This is a genomic window from Streptomyces sp. NPDC015661 (assembly GCF_043077765.1).
Classification (GTDB): domain Bacteria; phylum Actinomycetota; class Actinomycetes; order Streptomycetales; family Streptomycetaceae; genus Streptomyces.
In genome coordinates this window covers 222,122-246,294 of the sequence record NZ_JBIBST010000001.1, presented here as the reverse complement: position 1 = coordinate 246,294, position 24,173 = coordinate 222,122, and the positions used below count along the sequence as shown (strand labels likewise).

At 72.4% G+C, this 24,173-nt stretch carries 24 protein-coding genes and 1 pseudogene; 19 read left to right on the top strand and 6 right to left on the bottom strand.

The features are described from left to right. Positions 1-24 precede the first annotated feature (24 nt). Entirely contained in the window at positions 25-1,425 is a 1,401-nt protein-coding gene (locus tag ACF07V_RS01145; RefSeq protein WP_392151351.1) for a serine/threonine-protein kinase, read from the top strand. 63 nt (positions 1,426-1,488) lie between these two features. On the opposite strand, the gene ACF07V_RS01140 is transcribed toward ACF07V_RS01145, so the two are convergent. Continuing rightward, on the bottom strand, positions 1,489-3,204 hold the full coding sequence (locus tag ACF07V_RS01140) for a chitinase (protein ID WP_392150803.1): 1,716 nt from the start codon (positions 3,202-3,204) through the stop codon (positions 1,489-1,491). 265 nt (positions 3,205-3,469) lie between these two features. Between ACF07V_RS01140 and ACF07V_RS01135 the strand changes: the two genes are divergently transcribed. The 13 genes and pseudogenes from ACF07V_RS01135 to ACF07V_RS01075 all read left to right on the top strand — a co-directional run bounded on the left by ACF07V_RS01135 (position 3,470) and on the right by ACF07V_RS01075 (position 13,843). Further along, positions 3,470-3,778: a hypothetical protein gene (locus tag ACF07V_RS01135; RefSeq protein WP_392150802.1), complete on the top strand. Its 309-nt coding sequence runs from the start codon at positions 3,470-3,472 to the stop codon at positions 3,776-3,778. Between the two features lie 149 nt (positions 3,779-3,927). Continuing rightward, positions 3,928-4,806: pseudogene (locus ACF07V_RS01130) on the top strand (hypothetical protein); the annotation flags it as partial. 550 nt (positions 4,807-5,356) lie between these two features. After that, complete coding sequence (cpaB, locus tag ACF07V_RS01125) at positions 5,357-6,064, top strand: Flp pilus assembly protein CpaB (protein WP_392150801.1); 708 nt, start codon at positions 5,357-5,359, stop codon at positions 6,062-6,064. Between the two features lie 6 nt (positions 6,065-6,070). Beyond that, a complete protein-coding gene (locus ACF07V_RS01120; protein ID WP_392150800.1) occupies positions 6,071-7,321 on the top strand; it encodes a CpaE family protein in 1,251 nt (416 codons plus the stop codon). A 3-nt stretch (positions 7,322-7,324) separates the two neighbouring features. Then, positions 7,325-7,693: a TadE/TadG family type IV pilus assembly protein gene (locus ACF07V_RS01115; RefSeq protein ID WP_392150799.1), complete on the top strand. Its 369-nt coding sequence runs from the start codon at positions 7,325-7,327 to the stop codon at positions 7,691-7,693. After that, a complete protein-coding gene (locus ACF07V_RS01110; RefSeq protein WP_392150798.1) occupies positions 7,690-8,067 on the top strand; it encodes a TadE/TadG family type IV pilus assembly protein in 378 nt (125 codons plus the stop codon). Before ACF07V_RS01115 ends, ACF07V_RS01110 begins: the two co-directional genes overlap by 4 nt. Further along, positions 8,064-9,407 (top strand): CpaF family protein, encoded by a 1,344-nt coding sequence (locus ACF07V_RS01105; protein WP_392150797.1) that lies wholly within the window; start codon positions 8,064-8,066, stop codon positions 9,405-9,407. Before ACF07V_RS01110 ends, ACF07V_RS01105 begins: the two co-directional genes overlap by 4 nt. A gap of 300 nt (positions 9,408-9,707) precedes the next feature. Beyond that, complete coding sequence (locus ACF07V_RS01100) at positions 9,708-10,655, top strand: type II secretion system F family protein (protein ID WP_392150796.1); 948 nt, start codon at positions 9,708-9,710, stop codon at positions 10,653-10,655. Between the two features lie 11 nt (positions 10,656-10,666). Further along, entirely contained in the window at positions 10,667-11,557 is an 891-nt protein-coding gene (locus ACF07V_RS01095) for a DUF5936 domain-containing protein (RefSeq protein ID WP_392150795.1), read from the top strand. Between the two features lie 213 nt (positions 11,558-11,770). Next, positions 11,771-11,980 carry a Flp family type IVb pilin gene (locus ACF07V_RS01090; protein WP_392150794.1) on the top strand — a complete coding sequence of 70 codons (210 nt, stop codon included), beginning with the start codon at positions 11,771-11,773 and terminating at the stop codon, positions 11,978-11,980. Continuing rightward, the gene (locus ACF07V_RS01085; protein ID WP_392151350.1) at positions 11,977-12,609 is read left to right on the top strand and encodes a pilus assembly protein TadG-related protein; all 633 of its coding nucleotides are present in this window, start codon (positions 11,977-11,979) and stop codon (positions 12,607-12,609) included. Before ACF07V_RS01090 ends, ACF07V_RS01085 begins: the two co-directional genes overlap by 4 nt. A 28-nt stretch (positions 12,610-12,637) precedes the next feature. Continuing rightward, positions 12,638-13,222, top strand: coding sequence for a hypothetical protein (locus ACF07V_RS01080; protein WP_392150793.1), 585 nt, complete (start codon positions 12,638-12,640; stop codon positions 13,220-13,222). Positions 13,223-13,231: 9 nt separating this feature from the next. Beyond that, positions 13,232-13,843, top strand: coding sequence for an OmpA family protein (locus tag ACF07V_RS01075; protein ID WP_392150792.1), 612 nt, complete (start codon positions 13,232-13,234; stop codon positions 13,841-13,843). 72 nt (positions 13,844-13,915) lie between these two features. Here ACF07V_RS01075 and ACF07V_RS01070 read toward each other — a convergent pair whose 3' ends face one another. The 3 genes from ACF07V_RS01070 to ACF07V_RS01060 all read right to left on the bottom strand — a co-directional run bounded on the left by ACF07V_RS01070 (position 13,916) and on the right by ACF07V_RS01060 (position 17,162). Beyond that, positions 13,916-15,151, bottom strand: a complete 1,236-nt coding sequence (locus ACF07V_RS01070; protein WP_392150791.1) for an MFS transporter — start codon at positions 15,149-15,151, stop codon at positions 13,916-13,918. Then, on the bottom strand, positions 15,148-16,098 hold the full coding sequence (locus ACF07V_RS01065) for a MerR family transcriptional regulator (protein WP_392150790.1): 951 nt from the start codon (positions 16,096-16,098) through the stop codon (positions 15,148-15,150). Before ACF07V_RS01065 ends, ACF07V_RS01070 begins: the two co-directional genes overlap by 4 nt. A 119-nt stretch (positions 16,099-16,217) precedes the next feature. Next, positions 16,218-17,162 (bottom strand): hypothetical protein, encoded by a 945-nt coding sequence (locus tag ACF07V_RS01060; protein ID WP_392150789.1) that lies wholly within the window; start codon positions 17,160-17,162, stop codon positions 16,218-16,220. A 122-nt stretch (positions 17,163-17,284) separates the two neighbouring features. Between ACF07V_RS01060 and ACF07V_RS01055 the strand changes: the two genes are divergently transcribed. Further along, the gene (locus tag ACF07V_RS01055) at positions 17,285-17,671 is read left to right on the top strand and encodes a hypothetical protein (protein ID WP_392150788.1); all 387 of its coding nucleotides are present in this window, start codon (positions 17,285-17,287) and stop codon (positions 17,669-17,671) included. A gap of 31 nt (positions 17,672-17,702) precedes the next feature. Continuing rightward, on the top strand, positions 17,703-18,812 hold the full coding sequence (locus ACF07V_RS01050; protein WP_392150787.1) for a hypothetical protein: 1,110 nt from the start codon (positions 17,703-17,705) through the stop codon (positions 18,810-18,812). 131 nt (positions 18,813-18,943) lie between these two features. Here the strand turns inward: ACF07V_RS01050 and ACF07V_RS01045 are convergent, their stop codons facing one another. Continuing rightward, positions 18,944-19,318, bottom strand: coding sequence for a DUF192 domain-containing protein (locus ACF07V_RS01045; RefSeq protein ID WP_392150786.1), 375 nt, complete (start codon positions 19,316-19,318; stop codon positions 18,944-18,946). Positions 19,319-19,358: 40 nt separating this feature from the next. On the opposite strand from ACF07V_RS01045, the gene ACF07V_RS01040 reads away from it, so the two are divergent. Then, complete coding sequence (locus tag ACF07V_RS01040) at positions 19,359-20,096, top strand: prepilin peptidase (protein WP_392150785.1); 738 nt, start codon at positions 19,359-19,361, stop codon at positions 20,094-20,096. A gap of 186 nt (positions 20,097-20,282) precedes the next feature. Continuing rightward, positions 20,283-21,776 carry a DUF2079 domain-containing protein gene (locus ACF07V_RS01035; RefSeq protein ID WP_392150784.1) on the top strand — a complete coding sequence of 498 codons (1,494 nt, stop codon included), beginning with the start codon at positions 20,283-20,285 and terminating at the stop codon, positions 21,774-21,776. A 290-nt stretch (positions 21,777-22,066) separates the two neighbouring features. On the opposite strand, the gene mgrA is transcribed toward ACF07V_RS01035, so the two are convergent. Next, complete coding sequence (gene mgrA, locus ACF07V_RS01030) at positions 22,067-23,104, bottom strand: L-glyceraldehyde 3-phosphate reductase (RefSeq protein ID WP_392150783.1); 1,038 nt, start codon at positions 23,102-23,104, stop codon at positions 22,067-22,069. Between the two features lie 110 nt (positions 23,105-23,214). On the opposite strand from mgrA, the gene ACF07V_RS01025 reads away from it, so the two are divergent. Beyond that, positions 23,215-23,976, top strand: coding sequence for an isoprenyl transferase (locus tag ACF07V_RS01025; protein ID WP_392150782.1), 762 nt, complete (start codon positions 23,215-23,217; stop codon positions 23,974-23,976). Positions 23,977-24,173 lie beyond the last annotated feature (197 nt).

The following is a 24,173-nucleotide window of genomic DNA, read 5'->3' as shown; positions in this document are numbered from 1 at the left end:
GAGCACAAGCTAGGCGAAGGCGGCATGGGCACCGTCTATCTGGCCCGATCGCGCGGCGGGCGCGCCGTCGCCGTCAAGGTCGCCCGGCCGGAACTCGCCTCCGACCCTTCCTTCCGCGCCCGCTTCCGCGCCGAGGTCGCCGCGGCCCGGCAGGTCGGCGGCTTCCACACCGCGCAGGTCGTCGACGCCGACCCCGAGGCGGAGGCCCCCTGGCTCGCCACCGCCTACATCCCGGGGCCCACCCTCTCCGGACTCCTCACCACCGAGGGGCCCATGGACGAGGCGCGGCTCCGCTCGCTCGGCGCCGCGCTCGCCGAGGCCCTGGAGGCGATCCACGCCTGCGGGCTCGTCCACCGCGACCTCAAGCCCGGCAACATCGTCATGGCCGCCGACGGGCCGCGCGTCCTCGACTTCGGGATCGCCCGCGCCCTGGAGTCCACCCGGCTCACCGCCACCGGCAACGCCTTCGGCACCCCCGGCTACCTCGCCCCCGAACAGGCCCTCGGCGAGGAGGTCACCGGCGCCGCCGACGTCTTCGCGCTGGGCGCCGTCCTCGTCGCCGCCGCGGGCGGGCGGCCCTTCGGGGAGGGCACGCCGATGGGCCTCATGTACCGGTCGGTGCACGAGGCCCCCGACCTCGACGCCGTACCAGAGGCGCTCCGCGGGCTCGTGGGGCGCTGCCTCGCCAAGGACCCCGCCGAACGGCCCACACCGGACACCCTCATGGACGAGCTGGCGGGGACTTCGTACGAGGCGGGGCCCGCTTCTCCGGTGGTGCCACCTGCGTCTCCTGCGGTGCCTGCGTCTCCTGCGGTGCCCGCGTCTCCGGTGGTGCCTGCGTCTCCGGTGGTGCCTGCGTCCCCTGCGGTGCCTGCGTCTCCTGCGGTGCCTGCGTCTCCGGTGGTGCCCGCGTCTCCGGTGGTGTCCGCGTCTCCTGCGGTGCCCGCGTCTCCGGTCATCCCGGACCCCCGGGTGGCGACGGGGCCCGTCGACGCGGTGCCGGCGGCCGCGCTGCCCACCCGGACCGACGGCATCCAGGACGCCGTCCCCACCCCCGTACCGGCGCCCGTCCCCGCCCCGGCGCCCGCCCCCGTACCGCATCCCGCCACCCTCTACGTACCCCCGCCGCCCCTCGTCCCGCCCCCGCCCGCGCCGGACTTCACCGCCGCCGACCGGAACTCCGGGATCGCCGTCGACGGGAGCGGGGTGTCCCTGCACTACTTCGGCGAGGAGGCCGACTTCCTCTGGAGCGAGATCGGGGCCGTACGGTACGAGCGCGTCCGGCGCGGCCGGGTGCTGCGGATGGCCGTCACGCTCTACGACGGCTCGGTCTACGACTGCGAGCTCGACGGCCGCCGCCCGGCCCGGGTCGACGACTGGATCCGGCTGCTCGACCCGGTGCTGCGCCACTACCTGCCCGCGTGAGGAGACGGCACAGCGCCGCCGGGGGAGCGGCGGCGCTGCGCTGTCACCTGGGAACCGGGTCCGCTACGGCAGGTTGTGCACCTTCGGGCCCACCGCGTTCGACCAGGCGTTGCCGGCCGTCGCGTCCCAGTTGGTCGACCAGGTCATGGCGCCGCGCAGCGACGGCCAGGTCTGCGCCGGCTTGAAGGTGCCGCAGCCGGTGCCCTTGGTCAGGCAGTCGAGCGCGTTGTTCACGATCTGCGGGTCGACGTAGCCGCTGCCCGCGCCCCGCGTGGAGGCGGGGACGCCCAGGCCGACCTGGGACGGGTCGAGGCCGCCCTGGAGCTGGATGCAGGCGAGCGCGGTGAGGAAGTCCACCGAGCCCTGGCTGTAGACCTTGCCGTCGCAGCCGAGCATCGAACCACTGTTGTAGTACTGGGTGTTGACCACGGTGAGGATGTCCTTCACGGCGAGCGCGGTCTTGAAGTACTCCGAGCTCGTGTTCTGCATGTCGATGGTCTGCGGGGCCATCGTCAGGACCATGGAGGAGCCCGCCTTGGCGGAGAGCTGACGGAGCGCCTTGGTGAGGTACGTGGCGTTGACGCCGTGCTCCAGGTCGATGTCGATCCCGTTGAAGCCGTACTCCTGCATCAGGGCGTACGCGCTGTCGGCGAAGGCGGTGGCGGTGGCGTCACTGTTGATCGTGACGTTGCCCTTCTCGCCGCCGACCGAGAGGATCACGGACTTGCCGGCGGCCTTCTTGGCCGCGACGTCGGCCTTGAAGTCGGCGACCGAGGCGTAGCCGACGGCCGGGTCGAGGTTGAAGGTGATCTGGCCGGGCGTGGCCGTGGAGTCGGCGAACGAGACCGCGATGATGTCGTACGCGGCCTGGACGTCGCGCAGCTTCTGCTTCGCGGCGCCGTTGTCGAAGTTCTGCCAGTAGCCGGTGACGGCGTGCTTGGGCACGGCCGGGCCGGGGCCCGGGTCGGTGGCCTTGGCGGTGCGCGCCGTCACGGCGCCGGACTTCGCGGACTCGCCCGCGGAGTTCGTCGCGGAGACCTGGAACTGGTACGCGGTGTCGGCGGTGAGCCCGGTGACGGTGGTCGAGGTGCCGGTGACCGTCTGCGGGTTGGCGCCGTCGCGGTACACCTTGTAGCCCGTGGCGCCGTTGACCGCGCCCCAGCTGAGGGCGACGGAGCTGGTGGTGACCGTGCCGGCGGCGAGGCCGGCCGGGGTGGCCGGGACGACCGGGTCGGGGTCCTGGCCGCCGCCCCCGTCGGGCCCGAAGACGCTCACGTCGTCGACGAGGTAGGGGGAGGTGCCGTACCAGCCGTGGGTCCAGATGTCGACGGAGGTGGTGCTCGCGCCGGTGGTGAAGGTGGTGGTGAGCTGCTTCCAGGAGGGGCTGTCGGGCGTCCAGGTGGAGACGGTGCCGGTGCCGGTTCCGGTGTTGTTCGCGCCGAGGTAGGCGTAGCCGCCCTGGACCCAGGCGCTCAGGGTGTACGTCGAGTTCGGCTTCACGGTCACGGTCTGCACGCACTGGGCGTAGTCGAGACCGGCCGGGGTGGCCTTGAGCGCGCCGCTCCCGGTGCGGACCGGCGAGGAGACGACGGCGCCGCTCCCGGCGGAGCAGGACCAGTTGGTGAGGCCGTTCTCGAATCCGGCGTTCTTGGCGACGTTGACGTCGGCCGCCTGTGCGGTGCCGGCTCCGCCGACGAGGACGAGCCCGGAGCCGACGGCGAGCGCGAGGGCTCCGGCGATCCGTCGCCGTCCGTGCGGGCGGGTGGTGGTGCGGTCCACGTGCATCCTCCGGTGGGGGAGTTGGGGATGTGGAGGTGCCGTACGTCGTCGTACGGAGGGGAGGTGCGGGTACGGGGGGTACCGGCGGTGGCCACCGCTGTCGCAACAAGTTGGTCCAGACCAATCGCGTTGTCAATACCTCTGGCGGGGAAGGGCGTTCACGCGGGGGTGCGGAGGCGGCCAGGGCGGAGGCTGCGGTGACGGGAGCCGCGGTGAGGGAGGCGGGGGCGGCGGAGGGGCCGCGGGGACGGACGCGACGGATGCGGTGACGGTCGCGGTGACGGACGCGGTGACGGTCGCGGTGACGGACGCGGCGGTGACGGACGCGGCGGTGACGGATGCGGTGACGGACGCGGCGGTGACGGGAGCGTCAATGGCGGAGGGGCCCGCGGGGATGGACGCGACGGTCGCGGTGACGGATGCGGTGACGGACGTGGCGGTGACGGGAGCGTCAATGGCGGAGGGGCCCGCGGGGATGGACGCGACGGTCGCGGTGACGGATGCGGTGACGGACGCGGCGGTGACGGGAGCGTCAATGGCGGAGGCCGCAGCGGGGCGGCGGGGCCGCAATTAATGGAGGCAGCTTGGCGGATTGTGTGTTCACCACCCCGCGGGACGTGGATAAGGTGCAGAGACGGCGGCACCCTGCGGTGACGCCGCGAACGCGGTAAGTGATCCGCGGCCCCCGGGGCACCGGAGGCCGGAGGGGACGGGGGGTCCGACGTGCCGACAGCGATCGCCGTCACCGGTGCCGACCTGGTGCTGCCGGCGGCCGACCCCGGGACCCCGCAGGCCGCCGTGCTCCCGCCCCCCGAGACCCGCTCGCTCGACTCCTCCCTCGCGGACATGCAGCAACTCCTCGCCCGGTACGGACACGTGGTCGTCGTCTGCCCCACGTCCGCGCCGACCGCCGTCGAACACCGCCTGCACGCCGTCCGCGCCCTCCTGGAGAGCGACCGCATCGCCCTGGTCAGGACCGATCTGCCGCCGCTCGGCGCGGCCGTCCTCGTCCGCCAGCTGCGGCAGCTCGCCGGCTGCGACTTCAGCCCCGGAGTCCTCGCCTCCGCCGCGCGGCTGCTCGCCCACTACATCTACGCCGGCGCCGTCCTCGGCTCCGTCTCGCGGCTCGACCGCGTCCCCGTCGGCCTCGGCTCCCACCTCAAGAGCTGGCTCCCGGGCGCCCACTTCGCCGTCCTCGCCGGACCCACCCCGCAGATCGTGCGCATCGGCTCCGCCGCCGAGGAGCCCCTCGCCGGGCCGGAGTTCGCCACCGAACTCCTCCTCGCCCGCGGCCAGCTCCAGACCGACTGGCCGACGACCACCCTCGTACCCCGCTGGCGGATCCCCGGCCCCGTGCACGAGGTGGCCCTGCCCGCGTCCTCGCCCGGCTGGTGGGGCACCGGCAAGCTCGTCGAGTTCGCCGCGTACCTGCCGGACCTGCCCGTCCTCCACCAGCTGGTCTCCTCCGTACGGCGCGAGCGATGCCACTGGTGCGGGATGGAACTGATCGGCGACCGCTGCGGCTTCTGCGCCGCGCCCCTGGCCCCGGCCGCACAGCTCCCGCCGCCGGACCGGGGAGCGCGGGCCGACGGGGCGGGGCAGCGGGCGGTGGGTACCGGGCAACAGGCTCTGGGTCCGGGGCGGCACGCTCTAGGTCCCGGGCAGCAGGCTCTGGCTCCCGGCCAACAGATCCTGGCTCCCGGCCAACAGATCCTGGCTCCCGGGCAACAGGCTCTGGCTCCCGGGCAACAGGCCCTGGCCCCTGGGCTGCAGTCCGGTGCGCACGCGCTCGGGCCGGGGCCACAGGCCGGGGCGCAGGCCGGGGCGCAGGCAGGACCGCAGGCCAGGCCACAGGCCGGGGCGCAGGCCGGGGCGCAGGCAGGACCGCAGGCCAGGCCACAGGCCGGGGCGCAGGCCGGGGCGCAGGCAGGGCCGCAAGCCGGGCCACAGGCCGGGGCGCAGGCAGGGCCGCAAGCCCGCGCCCTCGGGCCCGGCGACCGTTCCGCCCGCGCCGCGCTGCCGTGAGCGGCCCCGTGGGCCCCGGCCCCCGTCCCAGCCGCCACCCCCGTCCCAGCCGCGACCCCCACCCCAGCCGCCACCCCCACCCCAGCCGCCATCCCCGCCCCACGGATCCGATCGAGGAAGTACGGCCATGAACTCCCGCCAGCGCCGCGGCGTGATCCTGCTGCTGCTCTCCGTCCTGTGCGCCCTCGGTGCGTTCGCAGGTGTCCTCGCCGTCATCAGCGACGTGAACTCGAAGGTCGGCCCGGAGACCACGGCGTACCGGCTCAAGGACGACGTGGCTCCCTACGAGCCGTTGAAGGCAGGCGACTTCGAGAAGATCTCCATGCCCAAGCGCTGGCTGTCCCCGACCGCCGTCACCGACCTCCGCCAGATCGAGGGCAGGATCGCCGTCACCCGACTCAAGGCCGGCTCGCTCCTCCAGACCGACATGATCGTCGAACGGCCCCGGCTCAAGCCGGGGGAGCAGGAGATCGCGATCATGGTGGACGCCGCCACCGGCGTCGCCGGCAAGATCTACACGGGCTCGACGGTCAACATCTACGCGACCTTCGCCGGCAAGAAGAAGGGCGACCCCGACCAGTCCCGGTTGATCGTCGCCGGCGCCCGTGTCCTCGAGGTCGGCCGCCTCACCCCGGCCGCAGAGAGCAACGACCGCTCCAGCCGGGCCACCTCCACGGTCCCGATCACCTTCGCGCTCTCCACCCTCGACACCCAGCGCGTCGCGTACGCCGAGTCCTTCGCCGAGCACGTACACCTCGCCCTCGTCGCCCCGTCCACGGCCGGATCCCCGGTCGACAAGGACGACCGCACCTACACGCTCGACAAGGACAAGTGAGGCCGGATGACCACCAGGATCCTGCCGGCCGTCGGCGACCCCGACGCGGCCCGGTCCGTCAGTACGCTGCTCAGCCAGCTCCCCGACGCCGAACCCGCCCAGCCGGTCACCGACTCCACCCAGCTCGTCGACACCCTCGCGCGGCTCGCCGCCGCCTCCGTCGACGAACTGCCCGAGGTCGTCCTCGTCCACGAGCGGATCGGGCCCGTCCCCGCGCTCGAACTCGTCCGCGAGGTCGCCCTCCGCTTCCCCGCCGTCGGAGTCGTCCTCATCACCGCCGACGCCAGCCCCGTCCTCTTCTCCGCCGCGATGGACTCCGGCGCCCGCGGCCTCGTCACCCTCCCCCTCGGCTACGAGGAACTCGCCAGCCGCGTCCAGGCCGCCGCCCAGTGGTCCCTGGGCGTCCGCCGCCACCTCGGCGGGGGCGCCGAGCGGATCGCCGGCCCCGGCGGCACCGTCGTGACCGTCAGCGGCGCCAAGGGCGGCGTCGGCGCGACCGTCACCGCCGTCCACCTCGCCCTCGCCGCCCGTGCCTCCGGGCGCAGCGTCGCCCTCGTCGACATGGACCTCCAGAGCGGAGACATCGCCTCCTACCTGGACGTGCAGTTCCGCCGCTCCGTCGCGGACCTCGCGTCGATCGCCGACATCTCGCCGCGTGTCCTCCAGGACGCCGTGTACGTCCACGAGACCGGGCTCTCGCTGCTCCTCGCCCCGGCGGAGGGGGAGCGCGGCGAGGAGGTCACCGACCGCGCCGCCCGGCAGGTCGTCAGCGCCCTGCGCGGCCGGCACGAGGTCGTCGTCCTCGACTGCGGATCCCGGCTCGACAGCGCCAACGCCGCGGCGATCGAGATGGCCGACACCGCGCTCCTCGTCACCACCCCGGACGTGGTCGCAGTCCGCGCCGCCAAGCGGACCGTACGGATGTGGGAACGGCTCCAGGTCCGCAAGGCGGAGGAGACCGTCACCCTCGTCAACCGCCACCACCGCTCCACCGAGATCCAGCCGCCCCTCGTCCAGAAGATCACCGGCACCCGCATCGCGGGCGTCGCCGTCCCGGCCAACTTCAAGGAGCTCGCGGCGGTGGTCGACGCCGGCCGCCTCCACGAACTCGACGCGAAGTCGACGGTCAAGCAGGCCCTGTGGGGCCTGGCGGGGGAACTGGGCCTGGTGCAGGCGTCGGGACAGCCCGGCAAGGAACTCGCCCGCGCGGGCGACCGAGGCTCCCTGGGCCTGCGGCGCCGCACCGGAGGCCGCTGACCGATGCGGACGCGCCGGGACGAGGACAGGGGGCAGGTGGCGGTGGAGTTCCTGGGCATGGTGCCGCTGATCCTGCTGACGCTGGTCCTGCTGTGGCAGGTCGTCCTGGTGGGCTACACGTACACGCTGGCGGGGAATGCGGCGGACGAGGCGGCGCGGGCCGGTGCCGTCGGCGACGACTGCGGAGAGGCGGCACGGCGACACCTGGACGGGGCCTGGCTGGACGGTGCCGAGGTGAGCTGCCCGCCGGGCGACGGGATGGTGACCGCGGTGGTCACGCTCCAGGTCCCGGTCCTGGTCCCGGGGGTGGGAGGCCTGTTCCGGGTGGAGGGCAAGTCGGGCGCCGTGGACGAGAGGGGCCTCACGCCATGAGGAGAGAGACGCGCAACGGGTGCCGCGACCGGGGGCAGGCCGCCATCGAGTACCTCGGCTTCCTCCCCATCCTGCTCCTCGTCGGGCTGGCGGGCCTGCAGCTCGGGGTCGCGGCGTACGCGGCCCAGCAGGCGGGTTCGGCTGCGCGGGCGGCCGCGCGGGCGGCGACCAGCGACGCCGAGGACGCGCCCACCGGCGAGGCGGCCGGCTACGCGGCGGCCGACTGGGCCACCGACGTCAGCGTCCTCCCCGGCGGCGACGAGGTCGTCGCCACCGTCACCGTCCGCATCCCCTCGGTCGTCCCCTTCTGGGACTTCGACCCCGTGACGAAAACCGCGACCATGCCGATGCCCGCCGAGGAGGACCTGCCATGAGCCTGCGCGCCCGTATCAACGCCCCCGAGGAGAAGGCCGCGGGCGGAGGCCGGGAGGACGGCCACCTGGTCGCCGCCTTCCGGGCCAAGCTCCTGGAGGAGATCGACCTCACCGAGATGTCCGCGCTCGCGGCGGCCGAGCGGCGGGCCCGCCTGGAGCGCGTCCTCGGCCACATCATCAGCCGCGAGGGCCCGGTCCTCTCCACGGCCGAGCGGGCCCAGCTGATCCGCCGGGTCGTCGACGAGGCCCTCGGGCTCGGCGTACTCGAACCGCTCCTCGAAGACGCCTCCATCACGGAGATCATGGTCAACGGCCCCGACCAGATCTTCATCGAGCGCGGCGGCCGCGTCGAGCTGCTCCCGCTCCGTTTCGCCTCCCACGAGCAGCTGATGCAGACCATCGAGCGGATCGTCTCCACCGTCAACCGGCGCGTCGACGAGTCGAACCCGATGGTCGACGCCCGGCTCCCCTCCGGCGAGCGCGTGAACGTCATCATCCCGCCGCTCTCCCTCACGGGGGCGACCCTCACCATCCGCCGCTTCCCCCGCGCGTACACGCTGCACGAGATGATCGGCCTCGGCTCCCTCGACGAGCAGATGCTGCTCCTGCTCTCGGGACTGGTTCAAGCCAAGTTCAACCTGATCGTCTCCGGCGCGACCGGCACCGGGAAGACGACCCTGCTGAACGCCCTGTCCGGACTCGTTCCGGACGGCGAGCGGATCATCACCATCGAGGACTCGGCCGAACTCCAGCTCCAGCAGTCCCACGTGATCCGCCTGGAGGCCCGCCCGCCGAACATCGAGGGCCGCGGGGCCATCTCCATCCGCGACCTCGTCCGCAACTCCCTGCGCATGCGTCCCGACCGCATCATCGTCGGTGAGGTCCGCGGCGGCGAGACGCTCGACATGCTGCAGGCGATGTCCACCGGCCACGACGGCTCGCTCGCCACGGTCCACGCGAACTCGGCCGAGGACGCGCTGATGCGGCTGCAGACCCTCGCGTCGATGTCCGAGGTGAAGGTGCCGTTCGAGGCGCTCCGGGACCAGATCAACAGCGCGGTCGACGTCCTCGTACAGCTCACCCGGCATCCGGACGGCACCCGCCGCATCACCGAGATCGCGGTCCTGGCCTCGCACGGCCGGGAAAGGTTCCTGCTCGCCACGGTGTGCCGCTTCCAGGCCCAGCCGGTCGCGGCGGACGGGCGGGTCTACGGGAGGTTCACGTACCACCCGCTGCCCCGGCGCGTCGCCGAACGCCTCTACCTGGCGGGCCAGCCCATCCCACAGGCCTTCGGCGTGGCCGCGACCGATGCCCACCTGGCGACCCGAGAGGCGGAGTGATGACGGAAGCAGGCACAGCGATGACCGACGACCCGACGTGGCGGCCGGGGGCCGGAGCGGCGACGGACGACCCGACGTGGCGACCTGGGAGCGGCGTGACGGCCGAGGACCCGACGTGGCGGCCGGGGGAGCGGCGATGACGACGCACGAGCCCACGCCCCGGCGGGGAGAGGCGATGACGACGCACGAGCCGACGCCCCGGCGAGCTGCGGCGATGGCCACGCACGCGCCTACGCCCCGGCGAGCTGCGGCGATGGCCACGCACGCGCCTACGCCCCTCCGGCGACGCGAGGCGCGGCGATGATGACCGACCCCTTCTGGCTGACGGTCGGTGTGGCACTGGTCGCGTGCGTACTGGGCGTCGTCGGCGTCCAGTTGTACGCGAGCGGGGCCCGCCGTCACGCGGCCCTCGTGGCCCGCCTGGACGAGAGCGGCGAACCGGAGACCGTGGCCGGCCGCCGCAGGCGCCGGTTCCGGGGCGTGGACCGGCGCGTACGGAAGACGGCGCTCGGGCGGAAGCTGGAGCTGCGGATCGCGGCGACCGGCCTCGACATCACGCCGGGCGAGTTCACGGTGGCCCTGGCGGGGACCGTGGCGGTGCTGTGGGTGGTGGGGCAGGCGGCGCTGTCGCCGTTCTTCGGTCCGATCTGCGGACTCCTCGGCATCTGGGTGGCGATGGGCTTCCTCAACTGGCAGCGCCAGAAGCGGATCGAGAAGTTCATCAACCAACTCCCGGAACTCTCGCGGATCCTGGCCAACGCCACCCAGGCGGGCCTTGCCCTCCGCATGGCCCTGAGCCTGGCGGCCGACGAGCTGGAGGCCCCGGCGGGAGACGAACTGGAGAAGGTGGCCCAGCAGTTGGCGGTCGGCACCTCCCTCGACGACGCGCTCGGGGAGCTCGCCGAACGCCTCCCCTCCCGCGAACTCGTCGTCCTGGTCACCACCCTGGTCCTCGCCAACCGGGCCGGCGGCACGGTCGTCTCCTCGCTGCGGAACCTCACGGAGACCCTGGAGGAACGCAAGGAGACCCGGCGCGAGGTCCGCACACAGCTCTCGCAGGTGAGCATGACGGCGTACTCGGTCCCGGTGATCGGCGTCGGCTCGCTCCTGCTGATCGACAACATGCAGCCGGGCGCGCTGGACCGGATGACGGCCTCGGGCATGGGGCAGTTCGCGGTGGTGGCGGCGTTCGCTCTGTACGTGATCGGTTTCGCCGCCATCCGCCGCTTCTCGAAGATCGACGTGTAGGGACAGCCGAAGTGGACCTCCTCCTAGCGCTCCTGGCAGGCCTGGCAGTCGCGGGCATCGCCTACGGCCTGCGCCTGTACCGTGCGGACGCGAAGCTCCCGGACGACCTCAAACTGGCCCTGGAGGTCGGTGCGACCCGCACGGGAGCGGTGGACTCGGCGGTGGACCGCCTGGGCATGCGCTGGTCGCCGGCGGTGCTGCGCCTGATGGGCCCGAAGCGCGTCAACGCGGTGCGCCGCCGGATCGACCTGGCGGGCAACCCCGGGGGCCTGACGATCGACCGGTACGGGGCGAGGCGGGCGGTCTACGGCTTCCTGGGCGGGCTCGGCGGGCTGGTGATGCTCAGCAAGGGCTCGTACGTGACGGCGCTGCTGCTGCTGGCGTTCGGCGCGTTCTGGACGGAGGTCGGGATCTGGTCGGCGGTCCGCATCCGCAAGGACCAGATCGAACGCACGCTGCCGGACTTCCTGGACGTCCTGGCGGTGGTGGTCAGCGCGGGCCTGGGCTTCCGGCAGGCGCTGGAGAGGGTGGCGGAGAAGTACGAGGGGCCGTGGGCGGACGAACTCCGCATCACGCTGCGGCAGATGGACATGGGCGTGAGCCGCCGCCAGGCTTTCGACGAACTGCGGCGGCGCAACGACTCGGAGCAGGTGGCCCAGTTCGTGACGGCGCTGCAGCAGGGGGAGGAGCTGGGGGCCCCGATCGTGGACACGCTGATCCAGATCGCGAACGACATGCGGCGCACGGACGCGCAGAACGCCCGCCGCAAGGCGGCGAAGGCGGTCCCGAAGGCGACGATGGTGATCACGACCCTGATGGTCCCGGCGACGATGATCCTCCTCGGGGCGGGCCTGTTCCTGGGCACGGGAACGGACTTCGGGTCGGTCACGGGCGGCGAATGACGTGTGAACGCGCTGACATATTCGAGGCAAACGACTTCGCGTGCGCAACCCGATGTGCCAGAGTGCGGACAGAGTGTGAGGGGGGTGGAGCTGATGGACCGGATCGCCGCGACCGGCTGCCTCGGCCCCACCCGATGAACGGGCCCTGCCCGCCGACCCGCCCGTCGGCGTACGGTGCCCAGGCGCAGGCGTCTGAACGCGGAGGGGACCACGATGAACGACGCGATGCTGAAGCTTTTGACCAGGATGAAGGTAGGAGCGACCAGCCGACTGCTGCGGGGGGACCGCGGCCAGACGGCGGTGGAGTATCTGGGGATCATTGTGGTGGTGGTGGCGATCGTGGTGGCGATCACCGGCACGGATCTCGGGCAGTCGATCAAGGGTGCGATCGCGGAAAAGATTGCCGAGCTGACGGGCGAATAGCGCCCAGGGGTTCTGGCGATTCTGGTCAGGCGTTTCCGGTCTACGTTGCTGTGATCGCAGGCCTCTTGTTCTTGGGGTTTGCCTACTTTTTGGTGGGGCAGGCGGCATTGACTCGGAACAGCGCCCAGACCGCTGCTGACGCTGCGGCGCTCGCCGCAGCCGAGGATGCTCGGGAGCAGCTGCGAGAGCGCTGGACCGAGGTAATCCTCGATCCTGGGCAATGGGACGAGTTCCTTCAGGGCGAGGCATCCACCGAGTTCTCCGCATGCCGGCGGGCAGCGGAGTTCGCGGTGCGGAACGAGGCGAAGCTCACGGGCGACGGGTGCATGCCCCTTGCCACCGGGGGCCATGGCTTCAGAGTGACCGTCATTACGACCGGCCGGGAGTCGCATCCAGCTACGGCGTCTGCTGAAGCCGTACTCGAACCGCGTTGCACTTTCGACCCGCCGGAACCCCCTCCGGACCCACCGGAGACGACGCCGCCGAGCCCCGACGAGGGTGGCGAAGACCCAGACGGAGGGGTGCCTGTGGTCGGACTCGTATGCGGTGGCGAGCCGTGGGTGATTGATCCGGACAGCCCGCGCCTCCCCGACGCCGTAGACCTCTTCAGAGTCCGACTGTCGGACTGACCCGCGACGAGTAAAGGAAGCACGCTTCATGAACGCGCGCTACGCAAGGAAGACCCGCAACGGGGTGGTCGTCGTCGCGATCACGGCCGGGGCACTCTTCGTGGCCGGTTGCGGCGCTGACGAGAAGCCCAGCGAGAACAAGCCGGCCGTAACGAGCACAGCGCCCCAGAAGGGAGCATCCGCCACCCAGGGGGCGCAAGAGGCTGAGGAGCCCGCCGAGACGTTGGCAGTCCTGAAGGGGCAGAAGGGGCTTGAGCTGGTCGTCAACTCGGTGGAACGAGACACGGGCGGATTCCTGACAGTGAAGGGACGACTGCGGAATACCTCTGAGTCCAGTCATGCCGTGCCGCCTCAGACGAGTGGGGACGAGACCGAAGTGGTCAAGCACGGCACGTCCTTGGGCGGGGCTACGCTCGTTGATTCCGTCGGGAAGAAGAGGTACTACGTGCTTCGGGACACGGACGGGCGTCCCCTGACGACAACGGGTCTTGGCGTCGTCAAGGCCGACGACGCGGTGGACGTCTTCATGCAATTCCCCGCACCCCCCGCCAACACCACCGAAGTCAGCTTCCAGCTCCCCACCTTCGAACCCGCCACCCTCAAGCTCTCCTGAGGCGACGCCATGACGACGACAAACCGCCGCCTCGCCTCCGTCCTGTTCGTGTGCGTGGTCCTGGGGCCGTTCGCCGGGCCGGCCGCGTACGCCGACGACGGGCCCGGGCCCGCCGGTACCTCCTCGCCCGCTCCCGTCATCGATCCGACCTCGCCCGGCCTGATGCTCCCCGACGGCGCCACCCTCGCCCCCGCCAAGGTCCTCGACATCAAGCAGATCGTCGAAGAGGACGGCGGGCAGCAGCGCCGGCAGGACACCAACGTGGACGTGACGTTCGCGCTGCAGGCCGAGGTGCTGTTCCCCAAGAACAGTGCCAAGCTCTCGCCCGACGCCACCTCCCGTATCGCCGCCATCGCCGCCGAGATCAACAAGATGGGCTCCGGCCGCGTCCGGGTCTTCGGGTTCACCGACAACCTGGGGACGTACGAGCACGGGCTCAAGCTGTCCAAGGAGCGGGCCGTGGCCGTGCAGCAGGTGCTCGCGCGGGCCCTCGACCCGGGGACGAGCTTCGACATCCGCGGGTACAGCGAGGACTACCCGATCGCCGACAACCGCACCGAGGAGGGCCGCAAGAAGAACCGGCGCGTCGAGATCTCCTTCCCCCGCACCACGTCCGGCTAGCCGGGCGAGGCCGTCGCAAGGGGTGGGCGGAGCGGCGTGTTGCGGTCATTCCGGCGGGCAGCGGCAGGGACCTCAACGGCCTTGCCGGGTCTGGAGCCGCCGGCCGGCTACCGCAGCTGTCGCGACCAGCACGGGGACGAGCACGAGTGCCGTCGGGCTTCCCTTCGCGTCGGCGAGGTGCGCGAACACGGCTGCCCCTGCCGCACCACCGGCCATGTCGAGCGTACTGAGCCAGGACATGGTTTCGGTGACCTGCCCAGCCGGGGCCAGGTCACCTCCGGTGGTGCGCAGGAGGGCAAAGACGGACCCGATGACAAGGCCGGCGACCGGGCACACCATGAGGACCGCCATGGGGGAGAGTCGTGCGGCCCCAGCCAGAGCGGCACATCCGAGGGCGAACAGTCCGAGCAGGACCGGCAGGGTGAGTCGCCGCCGCAGCCGCTGCGTGGTCGTACCGAGAGCGAAGCTCCCCACAAAGCTGCCGACCGCAAGACTGCCCAGATACAGGCCGGTCAGCTCGGTCGCCTGCTCCTGGCGCGCGTAGATCGGCAGCACCACGTCCACGGCCGTCACCCCCGTGACGAACAGGGCGTCGGAAGCCAGCAGGCGGCGCAGGAGCGGCGAGGCGAGCGGCCCCAGCCAGTGCCCCGTCCTGGCCGGAGGCGCGTGGACGTTGGAGGAACGACCCGTCACCAGCACGACGGTCGTGACCGTCATCGTCGTGATGGCCGCAAACGGCAGGATCGGTGAGAGCGACAGGCTGAGCCAGCCGGCGAGCACCGGTCCGACGATCAGCGCGGCACCCATCATGGACGCGTCGAGCGCCATCGCCGTGTTCAGGGTCGTCCTGGTGGTGACGCTGTGCCAGACGGATCGCATCATGACCGCGACGGGAGGAGCACTCGCGCCAACGGCTGCGGACAGCGTGCAGATGAGCGTGGCGTCGGCGCCGCGCCGCACCGCCGTGATGACGGCGATGGTGGCGGCGAGCTGGGCGGCAAGACAGCTCAGCAGGACCGGGCGGGCCGGATGGCGGTCGATGAGCCGCCCGCGCAACGGCGCGGTCAGGCCCTGGCCGAGGGTGGAGCAGCTCACCGCCAGTCCGGCGGTCCCGTACGAGGAGGAGCTGCTGACCAGGAGCAGCAGACTCAGGCCCGTCATGCTCGCGCCCAGTTTCGACGTCATGCCGATGGTGGCCATCCGCCAGAAGCCGGGCACGCACATCAAGGTCCGGTAGTCGGCGAAGAACCGGTACGGGGAGGGTCGGCCTGTTGTTGATGCGTCGGGCGCGATGCGTGAGGGGCTCACTGCTGCGGTATCCGGGTACGGAGTGCTTCGGCGGACCAGCTGAGCACGGGCGCCAGGTTCCCGGGCGCCGGCCAGCCGTTGATGACGGCCAGCAAGGACAGGTACCGGTCGCGACGTGGGTCGTTCATCTGCGCGAGCCGGGCAGCGAGGCGCCCGTAGAGGGCGGGGGTGTCGTGTGGGGCCGAGCAGCCGAGGATGCGGGCGTAATGGGCCGCGAGTCCGGTGATGATCGGCTCCGCTTCGGCCGAGTCGGGCGCGATACCGGCCTCGAGCGCCGGTGTCACCAGGGCCCGGACGGCCTCGGCGAGGATCCGGGGCAGGCCCGTGGCGTCGTCAGGGGCCCGATCGACCGCCAGATCCTGGGCCATGCCGTGCAGCGTGGTGCGGAAGGCCCGGTCCTGGGACAGCTCGGCCAGCTCCACCCACGCCTCGATCTGCTCGGGCTCGGGGTCGTCGGGCAGCTCGGGTGTCAGCGAGCGGGTGACAGCCGCGAATGCGGGGTGGTCACGCAAGCCGTCGAACACGGCACCGAGGAAGTCGTCGATCAGACGGTTCCTCTCGGCTTCCGACAGACGTGCCAGTTTGTGCATGAGGTCCATCTCCTGGGGAGTCGAGCCGCGCCGGACCACCGCCGCCAGCACTGCGCGGCGCTGCCGCAGGACGCGGATCTGAACGTCCAGTGCCTCGGCGTGCGTCGCCGCGACGTCCGTCAGCGAGACATCCCGATCGATGACCTTGCGGATCGTGGCCAGATCGATTCCCAACTCGCGCAGTGTGCGGAGGAGTTCGAGGCGCGCGATGGCATCGGCACCGTACCGGCGGTATCCGGCGGGGGTGCGGTCGGTCGCTGGCACGATCCCGGTGTCCGCGTAGAACCGGATGGCCTTCACCGTCAGGCCCGTCCGCCGAGCCAGATCACCGATCGAATAGAGCTTCTCGCCGTTCATGCCCCCACCCTCGCGTCTCCCCTTACGGGAGACTCAAGCCTCAAGAACCGGGCAGGGTGCACGAGCCGGCCCGACTCGTCGCGGAACTTCTCCAGGCCCCATCCCTACGAGAGGGTCTCTCAAGCCTCGGGCCGGCCCGACAGGCTCAGTTCGAGCGTCGCCCTGATCGTCGCCGTCATCCGCTCCGGGTGCTGGAACACCTCCCGTGCCGTGAACCGCAGCACCCGGCGGACCTCCCGGCAGGACTGGAGCGCGTTGAAGCGGGCGACGTCCCGTTCGTGGGCCCGGCGGGTGCCGTGGAAGGCGTAGCCCTCGACCTCCACCGCCAGGCCCGCCGTGCGGAAGAGGAAGTCGGGGCGCAGGGGGCGGCCGTCCGCCGTGAGGAGGGTCGGCTGGCACTCCGGGACCAGGCCCGAGTCGCCCATCCTCAGCCGGGCCACCGTCTCCGCCGGGGACCCCGAGGCCGGTTCCGCGAGGCGCAGCCAGGCGCGGGCGCGGGCCGCTCCCCGGCGGGGTGCGGCGAGTTCCGCGGTGAGTTCCTCGTACCGGACCAGGGCCTCGCGTCGTACCCCCTCGACCACCCGCCGCGCGAGCGCGGAGTCCGCGACGACCACGGCCTCCTCCCGGGTCGCCGAGGCCCGTATGAGGTCGCCCACCGTTCGTGTCGGGGTCGTCGTCCGTAGACCCCGACGGACGGATCTGTCCCCGTCCGTCAGGGTGGTCGTGGTGTGGATGCTCATTCCGATGCCGCGCGCCGATCCCGCTCTCGGCGGTGCGGTGAAGTCGAGGTGCTCCGACGGCGGCTGCCCGCCCAGTACCTCGATGCGGTGCAGTCGCGCCGCCGTCCGGTGGCTGCACACCAGTTCCGGGCGCAGCAGCTGGACGGCCGTCGCCCTCAGCCGCCAGTCCACCTCCCTCCCCGGGGCCGCCCACGCGCCCCGGCAGATCCGCTGCCAGCCGTCGCGGCGCAGCCGTCCGGCCAGCCGGCCCGGCGGCCAGCCCGCCGCGACCGCCCAGACCGTCAGGAGGACCCCGCCCCTGGCGAGGATCGCCAACTCGTACATACGCCCAACGATCCACGGAAGAGGGACACTTCGCACCCCCTGTGGAAAACCCGGCGAAAGACGTCGCCAGGAAAGCGTAAATCCGGCGAGACGTACGCCTCGGGCAGGAGCATTCTGGGGAGATGACGGTGACCCCGAGCGCGAACCCGAACGCGACTCCGAGCGTGCAGTTGGTCAGTGATCTCGTCACCCGGATCCCGGAGTTCCGGGGCGCGTACGAGACCCATGTCTTCCATCAGGGCGGTGTCCTGCCGCACGTGTTCTTCTGGGACGTCGTCCAGGACACCGTCCGTTCCTTCCTCGGCGAGGCCCCCAGCGCCGCCGACTGGCGCCGCACGCTCGACTTCCTGGAGGAGCAGAGCGCGCGCGGGGTCCTCGGCATCGACGAGGTCATCGTCACCTCCTTCCTCGGCGACCTGCCCTCGCCCCAGGAGCCCGGGCACGCCATCGTCGAGCAGCTCGGTCCCGTCATGGCCGCGAAGTTCGTCCGCATAAGGCCCCTCGGCTGAGTCCCCGGGAGGCCCCGGGATAATCGGGCGCATGCCCCTGACCAGGCCCGTCCGTTTCGACCGCACCACCCTCGCCGCCCTCGGCGGGTACGCCGCCGCCCGGCTCGTCGGGCTCGTCGTCCTCGCCGTCGCGGCCGGCGTCACCGGGAAGGACGGGCTGCACCGGCTCAAGGGGCGCTGGGACTCCGTCTGGTACGTGCGGATCGCCGAGCACGGGTACGGGTACCAGGTCACCCTGCCCAACGGTGACGTCCACTCCGACCTCGCCTTCTTCCCGCTCCTCCCCGCCCTGGAGCGCGGCCTCTCCGCCGTCCTCCCCGTCGACGCCGCCACCGCCGGGCTCCTCGTCTCCTGGACCGCCGGACTCGCCGCCGCCTGGGGCATCGCGAAGTGCGGCGCCCACGTCGCCGGGCCCCGCGCCGGTGTCCTCCTCGCCGTCCTCTGGGGCGTGTACCCCACCGCGTTCGTCCAGTCGATGGCCTACACCGAGACGCTGTTCACCGCCCTCGCCGCCTGGTCGCTGTACGCGGTGCTGCGCGGGCGCTGGATCCTCGCCGGTGTGCTGTGCTCGGCCGCCGGGCTCACCCGGCCGACGGCCGCCGCGCTGATCGCCGCCCTCGGCATCACGGCCCTCGTCACCCTCGTACGGGAACGGCGGCTGCCCGCGCGGACGGTCGTCGGCGTGCTGATCGCCCCGCTGGGCTGGCTCGCGTACGTCGCCTACGTGGGGGTCCGGCAGGGGAGCCCCACCGCCTACTTCGACGTCCAGGCCGCCTGGGGCAACTCCATCGACGGCGGTGTCGCCCTCGCCCGGTTCATCGCGGGGCTGCCCTGGCCGGCCGCCCTCGGACTGTGCGCGGCGCTCGCGCTCCTCGGCTGGCTGATCGCCCTGTGCGTACGGCAGCGGCAGCCGCTGCCGCTGCTCGTCTACACGATCGGCGTCGTGTTCGTCTCCCTCGTCGGCGCGGCGTACTTCGGTTCCCGGCCGCGCCTGATGATGCCGGCGTTCGGGCTGCTGCTGCCGCCCGCCGTGGCCCTTGCGCGCGTGCACACCCGTACGGCCGTGGCCGTCCTCGCCGGGCTCGCCCTCGCCTCCGGCGCGTACGGGGCGTTCACGCTTCTCGGCTCGGGCCCGCCGTGACCTGTCCGAAGAGCTTCGGCCCGCCGTGACCTGTCCGAAGAGCTTCGGCCCGCCGTGACCTGTCCGAAGAGCTTCGGCCCGCCGTGACCCGTCCGAAGAGCTTCGGCCCGCCGTGACCCGTCCGACCACCCTCAGCCCGCCGTGGCCCCCGACCCGCCCGTGAGGTCCACGCGCACGCGTACCCCCGGTCTCACCCCCCACCCCGCCATCGCTCCCGCCTCCGCCTCCAGGACGTGTCGGCCCCTCGGCCGGATCATCCCGAGCCGCCCGGGTCGCATCGTGACCACGGACCGGACCGTGAACGAGCCGTCCAGATAGGCCACGTCGATCGGGAACCGCATGCCGAAGGTGTGCACGCTGTTCGTCCGCACGATGAGCAGCGCCCCCGCGATCCCGTCCCGGCCGAGCAGCCCCCGCCGCCGTGTCCGGTACGAGGCCGCCACATCCAGCGGGATCTCCCGCGCGGCCACCGTCAACGTCCCCGTCCCGTCCGCCCATTTCCCCATGCGGCAGACCGTAGCGGCCCGGGCGCCTAGGGTCTCGTCCGTGTACGTCACGCTGATCGCCGTCGCCGCCCTGTGGGGGGCCGCCGTCGGGCTGCTCGTGCCCCGGGCCGCGTACCGTCTCTCCGTCGAGCCGGAGGAGCCGTGGCGGGACCGCTGTCCCGCAGGGCACGTCCTCGTCGGGCCCGGGCGCGGCTGGCTCGGCGGGCCCGGGCGGCAGGCCTGCGCGACCACCGCGAGCCCGTTCCTCGCGCCGCTGCTCACCGCCCTCGCCTGCGCCGCGCTCGCCGCCGCCACCGGCGGGCCCCGGCCCGAGCTCGCGGTCTGGCTGCTCGGCGCGCCCTTCGCCGTGCTCCTCGCCTGCGTGGACGCGCGCGTGTACCGGCTTCCGGACGCCCTGACCCTGCCGCTCGCCCTCGCCGTCCCGCTGCTCCTCGGCGGTGCCGAACTCCTCCCGTACGACGCCGGATCCTGGATCCACGCGTTGCTCGGCGGGCTCGTCCTCGGCGGGGCCTATCTGGTGCTGTTCCGGATCAACCCGAGCCAGCTCGGCCTCGGCGACGTGAAGCTGGCGGTCCCGCTGGGCGCCGCCCTCGGCTGGTACGGCTGGGGCGTGCTCTTCGCGGGGGCCTTCGCCGGCTTCCTCCTCGGCGCGGTGTACGGCCTCGGTCTCGTCCTGCTGCGCCGCGCCGACCGCTCCTCGGCGATCCCCTTCGGCCCCTTCATGCTGGGTGGCGGCCTGCTCGGCCTCCTCCTCGGCGCGTTCACCGCCCTCCCCTGAAGGCCCGCCCCCAGGGCCCGCCCCCAGGGCCCGCCCCCAGGGCCCGCCCCCAGGGCCCGCCCCCAGGGCCCGCCCCCAGGGCCCGCCCCCGGGGCCCGCCCTTCGGGTCTGCCTTGCGATCGCACGCGCCAGACACCGCTGCCTAATCCGGCCGGACCCGAAGGGCAGGCCCTAGCATCGCCGCACATGCGGACAATTGCGACCGAACCGCCCCTACGAGCCAGGGTGCCCGCGCGCCCCGTGCCCTGGTACCGCCGCCCCGCTCCCGTTCCCTGGGGCTGGGCCGCCGGGCTCTTCCTCCTCTACTCGGCCGTCGCCGTGCGCCGCCACCAGCTCCTGCGCACCACCGGCTACGACCTCGGCATCTTCGAGCAGGCCGTCCGCGCCTACGCCGAACTCCGGGCGCCCGTCGCCCCCTTGCGCGGCGAGGGCTTCCACCTCCTCGGCGACCACTTCCACCCGCTGCTCGCCGTCCTCGCCCCCCTCTACCGGCTCTGGCCCTCCCCGCTCTGCCTGCTCCTCGCCCAGTCCGCGCTGCTCGCCCTCGCCGTCGTCCCCCTCGCCCGCCGCGCCGGTGCCGTCCTCGGGCCCGCGGCCGCGCACACCGTCGCCGCCGGGTACGGGCTGAGCTGGGGCGTCGCCTCCGCCGCCGCCTTCGACTTCCACGAGGTCGCGCTCGCCGTCCCGCTGCTCTCCTTCTCCCTCGAAGCGCTCGCCCGGCGCCGCTGGCGTCCGGCCGTCGCCTGGGCGGCGCCGCTGCTGCTCGTCAAGGAGGACCTGGGGTTCACGCTCGCGGCCGTCGGCGCGTACATCGCCCTCAAGGGGCCTCGCGGTCTGGGGCTCGTCACCGTCGCCACCGGTGTCCTCGGCTCGCTCCTGGAGGTCGAGGTCCTGCTGCCGGCCTTCAACCCGGGCGGCTACGCCCACGGCGGCAACCTCGCCGACGGTCAGGGCTCCCTGCTCGCCACCCTCGCCCAGGCCCCGCTCGACCTGCTGCGCCCCGAGGTCAAGGCGGTCACCCTGATCCTGGTCTTCGCCCCGTCCGCGCTGCTCGCGCTCCGCTCACCGCTCGCGCTGATCGCCGTCCCCACGCTCGGCTGGCGGCTGCTCTCCGAGAACGGCTTCCACTGGGGCACGGCCTTCCACTACAGCGCGATCCTCATGCCCGTCGTCCTCGCCGGCCTCGTCGACGTGCTCGGCAGGCGGGCCCCCGACCGGCGTGAGCTGCGGGCCGTCCTCGCGACGGTGCTCGTCGTGACGGTCGTCCTGCTCCCGTCCTTCCCCCTCGCCCAGCTCGCCCAGCGGGCCACCTGGCACACCACGCCGCACGTGGCGGCGGCCCGCGCGCTGCTCGCCCGCATCCCGGACGGCGCCACCGTCGCGGCCTCGAACCGGCTCGCGCCGCAGCTGACCGCGCGCTGCACGGTCGTCCTGTTCCCGACGTTCCCGGTGGGCGGCGAGCTCTACCGCCGCGACGTCCCGCGCATCCCGGCGCCGACCGCCGCGTGGATCGTCCACGACGAGCGGGCGCCCGAGGCCTGGCCCCATCCCTCGGGCCACTGGCCCTACCCCCTGGAGCGGCAGCGGGCCGAGCTGGAGGCCGCGACCCGGACGTACGGCTACGAGGTCGTCGCCCGCCGTGACGGCATCACCCTGCTGCACCGGCGGGCGGACGCCTGACCTGCCGGAAGGCAGTCCTCCGCGGCCCCTCGCGTCAACGCCGCGCCCTTGCGGGGCGGTCCCTCTTCGGAGGGACGGAACCCCGCCGCCACGCCGGGGCGCAAACCCGCCACGGGGCCCCGGAGCCCTTGTGGCGCCTGGGATCCGGCCCATCGGGCACGGTTCGTTCGGCGCACGTGGCGCGCAACACGACTAACGAAGGGTTATGGTGGAAACCCCCCCCTCGGGCCGGTCCGTATCCCCCCCACGGACCGGCCCGTTTTTCTTGCTCCGGTTCCCCACCGGGGCCGTCAGCCCCGGCCGGCCCAGATGTTCGTGCCCTCGGTGTCGATGGCGAAGGAGTCGATCTCCTTCAGCTCCTCCTCCGACAGCGGCGCCCCGTGCAGGGCCGCCACGTTCTCCTCCAGCTGGGCGACGCTGGACGCGCCGATCAGCGCCGAGGTCATCCGCTCGTCCCGCAGCACCCACGACAGCGCCAGCTGGGCGAGGGACTGCCCGCGGCGCTCGGCGATGTCCGCGAGGCCGCGCAGTCGCCGCAGCACCTCGTCGGAGAGCAGGTTCGGGTCGAGGGACTTGCCCTGGGTGGCCCGCGAGCCCTCCGGGATGCCCTTCAGGTACTTGTTGGTGAGCAGCCCCTGCGCGAGCGGCACGAAGGAGATGCAGCCCATGCCGGCCGCCTCCAGGGTGTCGAGGAGGGCGTCCTCCTCGGTCCACCGGTTGATCATGGAGTACGAGGGCTGGTGGATGAGCGGCCGGATGCCCATGTCCTGGAGGATCCGGGCGGCCTCGGCGGTCTGCTCGCTGTTGTACGAGGAGACGCCGACGTACAGCGCCTTGCCCTGCTGGACGGCGGAGGCCAGGGCCCCCATCGTCTCCTCCAGCGGGGTGTGCGGGTCGAAGCGGTGCGAGTAGAAGATGTCGACGTAGTCGAGGCCCATCCGGTCCAGGGAGGCGTCGAGCGAGGACAGCAGGTACTTGCGGGAGCCCCACTCGCCGTACGGCCCGGGGTGCATCAGGTAGCCGGCCTTCGTCGAGACGATCAGCTCGTCCCGGTAGGGCGCGAAGTCCTGGGCGAAGATCTTGCCGAAGTTCAGCTCGGCGGAGCCGGGCGGCGGCCCGTAGTTGTTCGCCAGGTCGAAGTGGGTGACGCCGAGGTCGAAGGCGCGGCGCAGGATCGCGCGCTGGTTGTCCAGGGCCTTGTCGTCGCCGAAGTTGTGCCAGAGGCCGAGGGAGATCGCCGGGAGCTTGAGGCCGCTGCGGCCCGTGCGCCGGTACTCCATGGAGTCGTAGCGGTCCGCGGAGGCGCGGTAGAGGGGGGAATCAGTCACGTATCTCTGCTTATCACGGACTTGTGACAGTCCCGGGCTGGGAGCTCGTTACCCGTCCGCAGTAGTGTGGCGGCTTCGGGGGCCGACACTGCATGGAGGGGTAAAGAACAGTGAACCTGCGCGACCTGGTGTACGGGCTCTACGCACGCCGGGTGGAAGGCCGCCTCGACCACACCCAGGTGCCCAAGCACATCGGCGTCATCCTCGACGGGAACCGTCGCTGGGCCAAGGCGTCCGGCGGGACCCCCGAGCAGGGACACAAGGCCGGCGCGGACAAGATCCAGGAGCTGCTCGGCTGGTGCGCCGAGACGGACGTCGAGGTCGTGACGCTCTGGATGCTCTCCACGGACAACCTGAACCGCCCGGAGGAGCAGCTCGTCCCGCTGCTCGGCATCATCGAGAACGCGGTGCGCGCGCTGGCCGCCGACGGCCGCTGGCGGGTCCACCACGTCGGCACGATGGACCTGCTGCCCGCCCGTACGCAGACCGTGCTGAAGGAGGCCGAGCAGGCCACCCACGGCAACACCGGGATACTCGTGAACGTCGCCGTGGGCTACGGCGGACGGCAGGAGATCGCGGACGCGGTGCGCTCGCTCCTCCTGGAGCACGCGGAGCGGGGGACGAGCTTCGAGGAGCTCGCCGAGATCGTCGACGTCGAGCACATCTCGGAGCACCTGTACACGCGTGGCCAGCCCGACCCGGACCTGGTGATCCGTACCAGCGGCGAGCAGCGGCTCTCCGGGTTCATGCTGTGGCAGAGCGCCCATTCCGAGTACTACTTCTGCGAGGTCCACTGGCCGGCCTTCCGGAAGGTCGACTTCCTGCGGGCGCTGCGGGACTACGCGGCCCGGCACCGGCGCTACGGCGCCTGACCCTCCACGGACACCTCAACCGGACATTCCCGGTCGGAATCGATCACCTCGTGTTCATGAACACGTCGTCATATGCCATGGCATGGCAAGGCGTGTTCGAGGGCATATCCCCAGTGAAGTGAGCGGCACGGAGACCGCCACCCGGGAGGCCCCTTGCACCAGGACGACCGTGCGGGACACGTACGGGAGAAGCGGAG